Below are 12,830 nucleotides of genomic sequence, written 5' to 3' on the forward strand. Positions count from 1 at the left end.
ATTGCGTTGATGCTGCCTTTAAAGAGTGTCCTAACGTATGTGCGTAGCGCTATATGACCTCTAAAACGTTAGAAGTGATATCGAGAATGGACAAAACAGTTTTGATCACGGGTTCTTCGAGTGGAATTGGCGAGGCGACTGCCAAATATTTTCTTCAGAAAGGTTGGAATGTGTCGGCAACGATGCGATCGCCCCAGAAGGCGGGAGATTGGAGCAAGGCGAAGAACGTTATCTGCCCCCGTCTAGATGTCACCTTGCCGGAGACGATCGAGAGTGCAGTCTTGGAAACAGTAGAGCGGTTTGGGCAAATTGATGCCTTGGTCAATAATGCTGGCTATGCCTTGATGGGCGCAATTGAAGGGGTGACCCCTGAGCAATTAGAGCGTCAATTTCAAACGAATGTCTTCGGATTGGTGACTACGATTCAAACCGTTTTGCCCGTCTTTCGCCGACAGAGAAGAGGCACCATTATCAACGTCACTTCAATTGGCGGTCGCCTCGCTTTTCCCCTCACTTCCTCTTACCATGCCACTAAATGGGCTGTGGAAGGTCTTTCTGAATCTCTACGCTATGAGTTGCGTCCTTTCAATATTCAAGTCAAGATTATTGAGCCGGGCGGAATTAGGACAAATTTCATCAATCATGGCGTGACCTGGGCAAGTCACCCCAGCTATGCAGACCAAGTCGAACAGGTGAGAAATGTCACTGAGAACATCAATGATTCGCTGCCGGGGCCAGAAGGAGTGGCTAAAACCATCTATCGGGCTGCCAACGATCGCTCAGAGAGGTTGCGATATTCTCCTCACGGTGAGGCTTACCTGCTCATGCATGCGATTCTTCCGGATTCGCTATGGCGATCGCTCGTAACCCGCATCATGCTGGGCAGCCAAAAGGCTAAATAAATCTGCGCATCAATCTGCTCTGTAAAACTGCTTTATCAAGCTCAAAATTCGTGATCCTGCTCTCGGTTAATAGCCGCTACTCCAAAAAATTTCATGCTTGAAGAATCCCGACCGCTTCCGTTTGAAACTCAAAATCTAGCTAGTTCAAAAGCTTCTAGGGCGGCTGGATCTTTGCTGCAACGGCGATCGCCCCTTGCCTCACCCGAATATCAAATGAATGTTCTAGAGGCGATCGCGCTGCCCCAGTCCCCAGATCAAACCGATTTTGCAGCTCGAATTGCCCAACAGGGCTGGACTGAACTCCGTCCGGCACAGCTGGAGATCTTTCAAATTAACGTCGGCAAACTGTGCAACATGACCTGTCGGCATTGCCATGTGGATGCTGCCCCCGATCGTCGCGAGATTATGACGCTGGAGACGATCGAAGCCTGCCTGCACGCCCTCGACCAAACCGAGGCGCACACGGTAGATCTCACAGGCGGCGCACCGGAGCTAAATCCGCACTTTCGTTACTTGGTGGATCAGTGTGTGGCGCGAGGTAAACAGGTGATCGATCGCTGTAACTTAACCGTGCTGCTGTTGCCAACCCTACAGGACTTACCAGAATGGCTGGCAGAGCGGGGCGTAGAGATCGTTTGCTCTCTGCCCCACTATCGCCGCCTCAATACCGACTCTCAGCGGGGCGAGGGCACCTTCGAGAAATCGATCGAGGCGTTGCGGCGCTTGAATGCAGCGGGCTATGGTCAAGGCAATCCGCAGCGGCGCTTAACCCTAATGTCAAATCCGGTGGGGGCTTTTCTTGCCAGCAGCCAAGCCAAAATGGAGCAAGAGTGGAAAACCGGATTGATGAAGCATCAGGGCGTGAGCTTCGATCGCCTCATCACCCTCAATAACATGCCAATTTCTCGCTATCTGGAGTGGCTAGAGCAATCGGGCAATCTGCAAGCGTATATGGAACTATTGGTGAATTCATTTAATCCAGGAACGATCGCCGGGTTGATGTGTCGTAATACCCTTTCGGTGTCGTGGGATGGACAGCTATACGACTGCGATTTCAACCAAATGCTGGACTTGGAAATTCACGCGCATTCCCATATTCAGGACTTTAAGTTGGAAAAGGTGAACGATCGCCTGATTCGCACTGGAAGACATTGCTTCGGCTGTACGGCAGGAGCAGGTAGCTCTTGTGGCGGGGCGATCGAGTAAATTTGCCGATAAATCTGTATTTCTCTTTCCGTAGCTATAACTGTCGCCAGTTTGGTTAGGACATTTGTGGTGGAGAGCCAAGCTCTCCACCACAAATGTCCCTGTCCTAAATGACCTTCACACTTTCACCTACCTGCAAACCCTGATTGGAAGAGCAACTTGCACACCACAGCAAACCCATCAATCTAACTTTGCCAGTTTTATTAGGTGTAATCGCTTCGGTCACGATTGCGTTACCCACGTCGAGCAGATCTTCAGTCATTTCAAATTCACTTACACAACTAGATTCTGGCTAAAATCCCTCGTAAGGAGTATGACCCTACCTATATTTAGACTTAGCCAAGAACCTTAACAAATCTCAACACTGTTCTACGGAGCTTCTAGAGGGGGCTGAGAGGATTCTAGAGTTTGGCGCGATCGAGTCTAAAAGATTCAAAAAGATTCTAGGCATCCAATCCTCATCCCCAACTCACCCCTTCCCTCACAATTCGGGCTGGATTCCCTGCGATTAGGGAGTTCGGCACATTAAATTGTCGGGTCACGACTGAACCAGCAGCAACAACACACCCATCAGGAATCACAACCCCTTTAAGAATCGTGACGTTACACCCGATAAGCACATTATTCCCAATAGAAATTTTTCCTTCCCTTACGACTCTCCCTGGATACTCTACGTGATGAAAGTCTGTATCAAGAAACTGGCATCCCCAAGAGATAGCGCAGCCGTCCCCGACCTCTAAGCCATTGTCGATTACTAAAGTAGTTCCGGTATTGATAAACCCAGTTCCAAAAGAAGCTGTAGCTCTCTCAGCGATATGGATTCTGCATCCTCTCCCAATGCTGAAGTCTCCTTTGAATCTTAATTTACCGTGAATATTCAAGTAGGTTCGATCGGCTGGGTGACTAAACCCGACATAGCTTAATCCTACTTTCAAAGTCCCATCAACACTAATGTTCTTAACTCCTCTGATCATTGCGTTTTGATGAGAGAGAATATTCTTTTTTCTGATCTTGTAGTAAAGATTCTTGGCGAGGACTAGATGGTAGATCGAATCGGACTGATGGCACTCTTGGTACAGGCTGGTCATGCGGGGGCTTTGATGAATGAGTAAATGATTGGGGGCTACTCATAGTTTGCATCCCTGCTTCTGGAGTGTTTGGTATTAGCGCCCGGAATTTATGCTCTCTTTAGGGTTGAATCCTTTTGTGAGGCTTTACTTTATTCTTTTGACCGTTTAGAGGCACTTCAAACCGAATCGACTTGAATCTTGCCGGGTATTTTGCTCTATCCCCTCGCACCAAAATCTACTAACCTACACCTACTCTGTTAGGGAACTGCTAGATTAGTGCTTTTGGTATGAAATTGGTACGTCTGTGTTGGGACTCACTTTGAATCGTATGGGCGATACTGGATTCGAACCAGTGACCCCTTCCGTGTGAAGGAAGTGCGCTACCACTGTGCTAATCGCCCGTAAACTTGCTGAGAGCGAGCAATCAAGATCGCTTTGTTTTCAGCGTTACATTTAGATCAGCCTTCAATATAGCAAATAAAGACTGGGCTTTCATAGTTTGTGGGTAGAATTATTGCAGGGTGAGGGGGTTTGTAGAGATGTTGCCATGTCAAGTCTCAAGCCCTATTTTGCTCACAGCTTCAGCCGTAATCTGAGTTACTCTGAAGACTCTTCACCTCTTTCCAGTTTCCGATCGCCCTTCCCTCATGTCGATTCAAAAGTTTCCGCTGGCTACGGTCAACAAGATCAGACGCTACATTCAAGATGTGCTGGCATTAGCTGACACTGAGCAACGGTCTCAGGTTTGGGCTGACCTGGGTGAAACCGAAGAACCACCGGAACCTGAGTCGCTTGATGATCTCAGCGGAGTGTTTACTTTTGGTGGGTTAGCTCCGGAAGAAGTGGCAACGTCTCAGGGTCGATGGCAGCTTAGCACTGTCAATCCGGCAGCCACATTGCTCAAGCTATCTGGCTTGCGGCTCAAATCTGAATTACGTTGGGTGAGTTATTTGTATCGCGCTCAGCAAGAAGGTAGAGGCTTAGTGGTTGCAGTGCCAGAATCTCTGAGCACTATTTCGCTCTTGGAGAAGCCGCTGGCGAAGCATCAAGACATTGACCATCCGCCTCAGCCTGAGGGTGCGCTTGACCATTTTATGGATGCCATTGAAGGCGATCGCTCTCCAGGATCGTTTTTACTGGCTTCGCTGCTGCACCGAGAACTTCAGGAGTTTGGCGCGCTGGGAAAGCGCTGCAACTGGAGTCATCACCGTCTGGTTGAAGTCCCGCCGCCGCAGGTTAAATGGCGTTGGCAAGGGGAACAGCCTAAAGATTGGTCTGCCAAAGTCAAAGTTTTGCCCGATGGTCAGGCTGCAACCGAGTTCTTTACCTGTCGCGTACAAAACCCGATCGCCCTTTACCGTCATCTCGATCAGTTTCCAGCCGCGCATTACAACCCCAGCAGCCTGGATAAAGCGATCGCGATCGCATACAAATAGCGGTTCTCTAAAATCTGGGTGGATTGTAGCTATGAATTTTATTTTGAGAGGCGCGCTCCGCGCGCCTCTCAAAATAAAATTCATAGCCGGATTAAGCAATGCCGAAATCTAAAATCCAGAAATGCCCCAATCTCCGCCAGTAGATTGAAGTAAAATTTTTGCTAACAAGGCAAAATGATAGGGCAACTGGCTGGATACTGATAGGCTATGAACCTTGATCATGTTCACTTTTATGTGGCAGATGCTGTAATCTGGCGCAATTGGTTCGTTCAGAAACTAGGTTTCCAACCGATCGCTCACCTAGCAGGTTCTGGAATCTACGCAGATTTTGAAACTCAGACGGAGATAGTCCAGAGCGGGAAAGTTTGCATCTTTTTATCTTCAGCGAAGACGGCTCAAAGCCCTGTCGCGAGATACTTGCAGAAACATCCTGCTGGCGTGGCAGATGTGGCGTTTCAGGTAGAAAACCTGGAGATGGCGATCGCTCAAGCCGTTAGTTCAGGGGCAAAGGTAACGCAATTGCCTCAAGTTGTTCGGCAGCCCCAGAGAATCGTGAAATCAGCTCAGATTCAGGGCTGGGGAGACTTGCGCCATACGTTGGTAGAGCCGTTAGAGCAGCCAGAGGAGAGTTTAGACCCAGGTTGGATCACAGAGTTTGACCATGTGGTGCTAAACGTGGCGGCAGGGGAGTTGAGAAAGGCAAGCGCCTGGTATGAGCAGGTCTTTGGCTTTCAGCGCCAGCAGACCTTCGAGATTCAGACCGATCGCTCTGCCCTGTGTAGTCAGGTGTTGACCCATCCAGCCGGATCGGCGCAGTTGCCTATCAATGAGCCGACTTCATCAGGCTCGCAGATTCAGGAATTTTTGAACGCTAATCGAGGCACAGGCATTCAGCATATTGCTCTGCAAACGAGCGCTATCGTGGAAGCGATCGCCCAATTTCGTCGGCAGGGGCTTTCCTTTTTGTCTGTGCCCTTCAGCTATTACGAAGCGCTACGTCAGCGTCCCGGCTTTAGCTTGTCTGCGGCAGAGTGGCAGGCGATCGCCCATCAGGAAGTGCTGGTCGATTGGCAAAAAGATTTGCCTCAAGCTCTGCTATTGCAAGCCTTTACCCAGCCGATTTTTCCGCAGCCCACGTTTTTCTTTGAGCTAATTGAACGGCGCAAAAGCTGGGTGAACAAGCAGTGTCATCAGGCAAAGGGCTTCGGAGAGGGTAATTTTCGAGCGCTGTTTGAGGCGATCGAGCGAGAGCAGATGAAGCGAGGCAGCTTGCTTTAGGCAATTTATCAAGATATTTGTTGTGGAGGCGCGCTCCGCGCGCCTCCACAACAAATATCTTGAATAGCCCAATCTATCAGACCGCCCGATTTTGTCGGATGCATTCGGCATACCAGTCGGCACTCGATTTGGGGGTGCGGCTCTGCGTCGGGAAATCGACTCGAATGATGCCAAAACGGCGATCGTATCCCCATGACCATTCAAAGTTGTCGAGCAAACTCCAGACAAAGTAGCCCTGAAGCGGATAGCCTTCGCTGACGGCGCGGTGAGCAGATTTGAGGTACTGACGCAGGTAGAGAATGCGATCGCTGTCTACCACTTCGCCTTTCCAGTTCACCTCGTCTTCGGTGGCACAGCCGTTCTCGCTGATGAAGATGGGCAGATCCGATCGCCCCAAGGTTTCGCTGATGTGACGAATGCCCCAGTAGATAGACTCTGGCTGCAAGAACAGCCAGGGCATATGCATCTGCGGATAGCTTTTGGCGAAGTTGACGATTTCAAAGCCAGCCTCGTTGTCAGCCGCCCGGACATAGGTGCCGCAATAGATATTGAATCCTAGTGAATCGAGGGGCTGATGGATAATTTGCAGATCGCCGTCCTGAATTTTGGGTGCTGCGGCTCCCGGCTTGAAAAAGTCGGGGTGATAGGCTCCGGTGAGGGCAGGTAAGAGAATGCCGCCGTTGTAGCCGAAGCTGCCGAAGGCTTTTTGGGCAGCGGCAATGTGCTGGGGCGATTCGGCGATCGGCACCGTCACGGCAAAATTATCGACCAGCGCCACAGAGCAGGGCTGAGGTGTGGCAGCGCGGATCGCCTGACAGCCTAACCCATGTGCTAGCAAAGCATGATGCACCGTTTGCCAAACTTCGCTGTCGCTGCCCACCTGCCGACCGGGGGCGTGTTGCGGCACGCGATCGACTCCATAGCCGAGGTGGGTAAAGCAGGTGATTTCGTTGAGGGTCATCCAGCTGGTGACGCGATCGCCCAGCCGAGTCACGACTGCCGTAGCGTAGTCGGCAAAGTCTTGCGCCATTTCTCGACTCAGCCAGGAGCCGTACAGATCTTCTAATGCCTGGGGGCTATCCCAATGGAACAGAGTGGCGTGGGGCGTAATGCCATACTCCAGCAGACAGTCTACTAAGCGGCGGTAGAAATCGACTCCTGCCTCATTGACCTTGCCGCGACCGTCGGGCATGATCCGCGACCAGGCAAGGCTAAAGCGGTAATTCTTGATGCCGAGATCGGCGATCAGCTTAATGTCTTCGCGGTAGGTGTGGTAGTGATTGCAGGCGATCGCCCCCGTGTCGCCATTCAGGGTGCGTCCGGCGGTGGCGCTAAAGGTATCCCAAACGCTGGGCTTGCGTCCGTCAACATCGGCGGCTCCTTCGATCTGGTAGGCGGAGGTGGCGGCACCCCAGAGGAAGTTATTGGGAAAGCGATAGCTGGTCACAACAAAACCTTGGCATTTGGAGCGGACAGGGCAAAGGTAACACTGTTGATTGAGGTTGGCAACTCTATGCTTGCTACTCTGCAAAGGAGCGATTGCCCTTCAATCTCCAAGCTTTAGGTTTGAAGCGGCAATATTTTGGGTTGAGAGAGGAGCGATCGCTCTTTTTGCACCAACTTTCTTGTTCAGAATGCCAATGTTCCTGTTTTGAGTGACATCGTTCTCACTTAAAACCGCAAGCTTCTCGTTTCAAGTGGAAAGATTCCTGTTTGAAACTCAATGATTCCTATTTGAAACCGCAAGTTTCTCGTTTCAAGTGAGAACGATCGCGTTCCGAGGGCAAAGTTTGCTGTTTTAATCTGCAAAGGTTCTATGTGAAACTGGAACAATGCCGCTAATTGAGTTCCACTGTATGTAATTTCAGTACTTTTATAATTTCAGCAAAGGCAAGAGATGCAAACATCAAAACCAGCGAATGTTAAACTCACCCTTCGTCTGACCGATCCGGAACTGGATGCAGAAGAGAAGGACGAGGAAGTTCAAAGGCTGCTGGAGCAGCTCCGGGAAATGGATGAGGTGGAGTTTGCCGATCGCCCCCTCGATCCCAACCCGCCAGAGGGCAACAAAGCGATCGGCGGCTTCTTGGTGGGCTTGCTAACGGCGGAGGTGAGCCTGGAGAACTTTAAGAAGCTGACGGGCTTTTTGGGCGATCGTCTGGGCGGTAAGCCAATCTCGCTGGAGGTGGAGGCAAACGGCAAGAAGCTAAAGGTTTCGGCACACAGTCGAGAGGAGCTAGAGGCGGCAATTAAGGCGGCGCAGGACTTTGTTAAAGAAACAGCGTAGATTCGTAAACCGATGAGAAAAGTAGCGCTGTTGGTGGGCATCAGTGAATATGAGCCGGAGTTGGCTGCGTTGCCCAGTGCCGCAAAGGACGTGGAGGCGATGCAGCGGGTGCTGCGGCATCCTGAGATGGGCGAGTTTGATGAGGTGATAGCGCTGATCAACAAACCGCGCCAGGAAATTGAGGACGCTATTTATACGCTTTTTGCCGATCGCCAAAAGGATGATCTGCTATTGCTCTATTTCTCTGGGCATGGCATCACGGTGGATAGCGGCGAGTTTTATTTGTCTACGCGATCGACCGTGAAGGACGGCAGTAGACTGAGACCGACAACCGCCGTGGCTGCGCGAGACATTCATGGCTGGATGAACGACAGCAGATCTAAACGGCAGGTGGTGATTTTGGACTGCTGCTTTAGCGGTGCTTTTGCTAGGGGCATGACGGCAAAAGGCGAGGTGAACGTGCATGAGCAGTTGGGCGGCGAAGGACGGGCGCTGCTGACGGCATCGACCTCGACCCAGTACGCCTTTGAGCAGGAGGCGTTTGACCTGTCGATCTATACGCATTTTTTGGTGGAAGGGCTGGAGAAAGGCGCTGCCGATCGCGATGGTGATGGCATTATCTCGGTGGATGAGTTGCATGAGTATGTGCGGGGCAAGGTGAAGGAAGCCGCTCCAGCAATGACTCCAGAGTTTTATCCGGTGCGGGAAGGGCACAGGATTTTCCTGGCAAAGTCGCCCAAGGATGACCCGAAGCTGAAGTATCGTAAGGAGGTCGAACGACTGGTGGCACAGGGCAAGTTTTCTGTATTTGCCCGTAGGTTGCTCAATGATAAGAGGCAAGACTGGGGGTTGTCGCTAGAGGAATCTGCCGCAACTGAGTTTGAGGTTTTGCGTCCGTTTCGGGAATATGCGCGGAAGCTGCAAGAGTATGAGGAGGCGTTGGTGGAAGCGATCGCCGATGAGTTTCCCTTGAGCGAATTCGCCCAACGAGATTTGCAGGACTACCGATCGCACTTGGCATTGAAAGAGAGCGATGCGGAGGCGATCGAGTCTCGACTTTTTGCACCTAAGTGGGCGGAACGGCAGCAAGTTCAGCCGCCAACGCTCACCCAGCCAGAGACGCGATTGCAGCACACCCCGCCCACAATCAAAACGCAGCCGTTTGAGTTTGAGACGGCAATCCTGGTGATCAAAAATCAAAAACCCGTGATTACCCGCAGTCGCAAAGCAGCAAAAGCCTTTGCTGAAGACCTGGGGAATGGGGTGACTTTAGATCTGGTGGCGATTCCGGGCGGGACTTTTCTGATGGGTTCTCCTACCCATGAGCTTGAACGGGATACCTGTGAAGATCCGCAGCATCTCGTCACGGTGCAACCCTTTTGCATGGGTAAATATCCTGTAACTCAGACGCAATGGCGATCGGTTACTCAATTGCCCAAGATCAATTTAGATCTAAATCCCGATCCCTCTTTCTTCAAAGGAGATAAACGACCTGTAGAGCAAGTTTCCTGGGACGAGGCGATCGAGTTTTGTGATCGCCTCTCTCGTAAAACCGGACGCGCTTATCGTTTGCCTAGCGAAGCCGAGTGGGAATATGCTTGTCGAGCTGGAACTACCATGCCCTTCTATTTTGGTGAAACCCTCACCCCTAAGCTAGCGAACTATGATTGCGAATACACCTACGGAACTGGGATCAAAGGAACTTATCGGCAAGGACTAACCACAGAGGTAGCCTGCTTTCTAGCAAATGCCTTTGGTCTGTTTGATATGCATGGCAACGTCTGGGAATGGTGTATCGATCATTGGCATGAAAATTATCAGGGTGCGCCTAGTGACGGTAGTGCGTGGCTTAGTATGAATAACAATCTGTCTCGGCGAATTCGGGGAGGTTCGTGGAACAACAATCCCAGACTTTGCCGCTCAGCGTATCGCAATAGAAATAAGCGGAACTACCAGAGCAACAACCTCGGTTTTCGAGTTAGTGTTTCTTTGGCGAGTACTCCTTAACTCTTTACCTTCTTACCCTTTTACCGTAGTTATCCGACCCATCTGTCTTTGAAAGGCACGATCGCCCCTTCAGCTAAAATTCAGGGAGAAGCGATCGGATTTGGCAATCCAGCCACGATGCAAACCTCAACGTTCAATCAGGTTTTAGAAAATATTGAATCCTTGTCGATCGAGGATCAGGAAGCCCTGATGGAGCTGATGCAACGGCGATTTGTGGAACGCAGACGCGCAGAAATAGCCGTCAATATTGCTCAAGCCAAGGAAGAATACCAGGCTGATCAAGTCTTTCGGGGAACTTTTGATGAAGCGATCGCTGAACTGAATCAGCGCGAGACCCTGTAGATGAGTTTGCACTGAAACGGGTTGTAGCATTGCTGAATTGAAGTATGAACAGGTCAAAGTTGACAGCTTTCTCGCCCCCTTTTCTTGCTTGCCGCAGGCGCTAAGCCCCCAATTCTGGGGGACTTCCGAACTCAAAGTCCCCCAGAATTGGGGGGTTGGGGGGCATTCATACTGCAATTCAGCAACGTCCAGCTTTCACACAAGTCACATCATGATGCGATTGAGAACGCACATGACTTTATCGGGACAGGTGGGAACGGGCAGAGGTCGGCTCCATGCGCCTGCTTCGGCAACGCCAAGGGTGTGCTGTCGCAAAATGTGCGCTCTGACGTTGTCTTCGGTGCCGATGGCGAGCAGCGTGAGGATGCGCGGATCGGGGTTGATGGGCTGAATCGATGATGAACTATAGGTCATGACAGTTATTTCACTCCGCTATGTAGGTTGAGGAACTGGGTGAGGAGATGCCCAAATCCAAAGCCACCCTGCTGCTTTTTTGCCGTGCTTTTTAGACATGGCAAGTCAGGGTGGCTAGCGGAGTGATAAACTGCCCTCTAGCCCTCCGAACTGTTTGCGCAGTTTTGAGGGTTAGTCGCCTGTCGCTGTTTGCGCAGCTTCAGGTGACGCTTTAGTTACGGATCTCTTTTTTGTACTGAGATACGAGAGTACTGGAGATTGGGGCTTTTTGCAAGTGGGTTTTGTTACAGGCTTAGGCAATCGCCCTTCTGACCACGGCGTTTCCTGTAGAAAGGGAGACTAACGGAGTTGCGATCGCGGAGTTCCAGGCTCGAAGCTCGAAGTTTCCGGTTCTGAGGTCAAAGTTTCGTGCTTTGAGGCTGATGTTTCGTGCCTGGAAGTCGGCGTTTCAAGCTCTGTTCGCGAAGCGTTGCGCATCAAGATCAGAATTCCGGGTTCTGAGGTTGGAAGGTGAGGGTGGGAAAGCGATCGCCTAGCTTTCTATCAACGGAGTGCTCACAAGAAAAGAAATTCTCCCTATCTGACTTCTAAAGAAATGCTTCCGATACCGCTAGGATAGAATTTTGCCTGTAGATTCAAGCTACAGGTATCCTGTCTGTCTGACGGTTTATTTTCCCATGGCACACTATCAATTACTATCTGAAATCTATAAATTTAGAGATTAAAAGCAGGAGAAGCTTACAATGACAGCTTTTACAAAACAAAAGCTCACGGTTGATCAATTTCTTGATCACTATCCCGAAGATGGACGGTATGAACTGGTCGATGGACAGATAGTTGAGATGAGGGCAATCAGATGGCACGATGACATTGCCGATTTTATGATTCGAAAGTTCGATCGAGAAATTGAACGGCTTAATCTGAATTACCGAGTCACTGGAAGGTTAGTGCTTGAAACCCAGACTTCCAATGGGCAAAAACAAGGACGGCATCCAGATGTTAGTGTCGTTGATCGGACTGTCTGGCACTCAAACCGATTTGCCTATGCAGCTTTAGATCAACCCATTCAATTAGCGGTAGAAGTGGTTTCAACCAACTGGGAAGATGATTACATTGACAAACTCGATGAATACAAGCGTTTAGGTGTTACCGAATACTGGATTGTAGACTATCTGGCGATCGGCAGCAGAAGCTATCTCGGCAACCCTAAAACACCCACCATTTTTGTTTACTTACTGGATGATGCAGGAGTGTATCAAGTCACTGGATTTAAAGAAGACGATCGCATACTTTCTCACACCTTCCCAGAATTGACCTTAACAATGAACCAAATTTTGGACGTATAGCGAGTGCAACGGAACTTAAAGAGTTCGCCCGCAAGATCATCAAATGCTCCTTCAACAGTTCCCTAACCTGGATTGTTTTGGGAAAGCAGACTCTTTTTGGGGTCAGCAAATTAAAACCTCTCAGGGCAACACCCTCCATATCTTGAAACTGCTTGTTGCCAAGTTTTGAGGGTTAGTCGCCTGTCGCTGTTTGCGCAGCTTCAGGTGGCGCTTTAGTTACGGACTTTTTTGTACTGAGATATAACAGCACTGGAGAATAGGGCTTTTCGCAAGTGGTTTGTGTTACGGGTTTAGGCGATCGCACTTCTGCTCATGGCAGTCCTGTAGAAAGCGAGACTAACGCTGTTCTGAGCTTGAAGTGCTTAGTGGTGCAGAAAAGTAAATTGTTTCAAGAGAAAAAGGTTGTCACGCGCGAGAACTCAATTCGAGCGGCTAAAGCAGCCTGTTTTTGACGTGAAGCAAGACTAACGCTGTTCTGAGCTTGAAGTGCTTAGTGGTGCAGAAAAGTAAATTGTTTCAAGAGAAAAAGGTTGTCACGCGCG

General features: G+C 50.2%; 11 protein-coding genes and 1 tRNA gene. 8 read left to right on the forward strand and 4 right to left on the reverse strand.

Translation table 11 applies throughout. The features are described from left to right. Positions 1-86 precede the first annotated feature (86 nt). Complete coding sequence (locus tag AC5JMP_RS27170; RefSeq protein WP_495854637.1) at positions 87-902, forward strand: SDR family oxidoreductase; 816 nt, start codon at positions 87-89, stop codon at positions 900-902. A gap of 93 nt (positions 903-995) precedes the next feature. Further along, positions 996-2,108, forward strand: coding sequence for an arsenosugar biosynthesis radical SAM (seleno)protein ArsS (gene arsS / locus AC5JMP_RS27175; RefSeq protein WP_495854638.1), 1,113 nt, complete (start codon positions 996-998; stop codon positions 2,106-2,108). Positions 2,109-2,566: 458 nt separating this feature from the next. On the opposite strand, the gene AC5JMP_RS27180 is transcribed toward arsS, so the two are convergent. Further along, positions 2,567-3,196 carry an acyltransferase gene (locus AC5JMP_RS27180; RefSeq protein ID WP_495854639.1) on the reverse strand — a complete coding sequence of 210 codons (630 nt, stop codon included), beginning with the start codon at positions 3,194-3,196 and terminating at the stop codon, positions 2,567-2,569. A gap of 311 nt (positions 3,197-3,507) precedes the next feature. Beyond that, positions 3,508-3,579: transfer RNA gene (locus AC5JMP_RS27185), tRNA-Val, on the reverse strand. 246 nt (positions 3,580-3,825) lie between these two features. Here AC5JMP_RS27185 and AC5JMP_RS27190 point away from each other — a divergent pair. Together AC5JMP_RS27190 and hppD are read left to right on the forward strand one after the other, a co-directional pair. Beyond that, positions 3,826-4,614, forward strand: coding sequence for a hypothetical protein (locus AC5JMP_RS27190; protein ID WP_495854640.1), 789 nt, complete (start codon positions 3,826-3,828; stop codon positions 4,612-4,614). A gap of 207 nt (positions 4,615-4,821) precedes the next feature. Beyond that, entirely contained in the window at positions 4,822-5,892 is a 1,071-nt protein-coding gene (gene hppD, locus AC5JMP_RS27195; RefSeq protein ID WP_495854641.1) for a 4-hydroxyphenylpyruvate dioxygenase, read from the forward strand. A 76-nt stretch (positions 5,893-5,968) separates the two neighbouring features. Here the strand turns inward: hppD and AC5JMP_RS27200 are convergent, their stop codons facing one another. Beyond that, a complete protein-coding gene (locus tag AC5JMP_RS27200) occupies positions 5,969-7,339 on the reverse strand; it encodes a GH1 family beta-glucosidase (RefSeq protein ID WP_495854642.1) in 1,371 nt (456 codons plus the stop codon). Positions 7,340-7,789: 450 nt separating this feature from the next. Here AC5JMP_RS27200 and AC5JMP_RS27205 point away from each other — a divergent pair, with 450 nt between their 5' ends. Genes AC5JMP_RS27205 through AC5JMP_RS27215 form a run of 3 tightly spaced genes read left to right on the forward strand, consistent with a single transcriptional unit; the run spans position 7,790 to position 10,528 of the window. Beyond that, the gene (locus AC5JMP_RS27205) at positions 7,790-8,179 is read left to right on the forward strand and encodes a hypothetical protein (protein WP_495854643.1); all 390 of its coding nucleotides are present in this window, start codon (positions 7,790-7,792) and stop codon (positions 8,177-8,179) included. A 12-nt stretch (positions 8,180-8,191) separates the two neighbouring features. After that, positions 8,192-10,186: a caspase, EACC1-associated type gene (locus AC5JMP_RS27210; protein ID WP_495854644.1), complete on the forward strand. Its 1,995-nt coding sequence runs from the start codon at positions 8,192-8,194 to the stop codon at positions 10,184-10,186. Between the two features lie 48 nt (positions 10,187-10,234). Continuing rightward, complete coding sequence (locus AC5JMP_RS27215; protein WP_495854645.1) at positions 10,235-10,528, forward strand: hypothetical protein; 294 nt, start codon at positions 10,235-10,237, stop codon at positions 10,526-10,528. Between the two features lie 204 nt (positions 10,529-10,732). Here AC5JMP_RS27215 and AC5JMP_RS27220 read toward each other — a convergent pair whose 3' ends face one another. Continuing rightward, entirely contained in the window at positions 10,733-10,942 is a 210-nt protein-coding gene (locus tag AC5JMP_RS27220) for a hypothetical protein (RefSeq protein ID WP_495854646.1), read from the reverse strand. 743 nt (positions 10,943-11,685) lie between these two features. Here AC5JMP_RS27220 and AC5JMP_RS27225 point away from each other — a divergent pair. Beyond that, a complete protein-coding gene (locus tag AC5JMP_RS27225; protein WP_495854647.1) occupies positions 11,686-12,288 on the forward strand; it encodes a Uma2 family endonuclease in 603 nt (200 codons plus the stop codon). The last annotated feature ends 542 nt before the right edge of the window (positions 12,289-12,830 follow it).

It is taken from the genome of Drouetiella sp., from assembly GCF_059504425.1.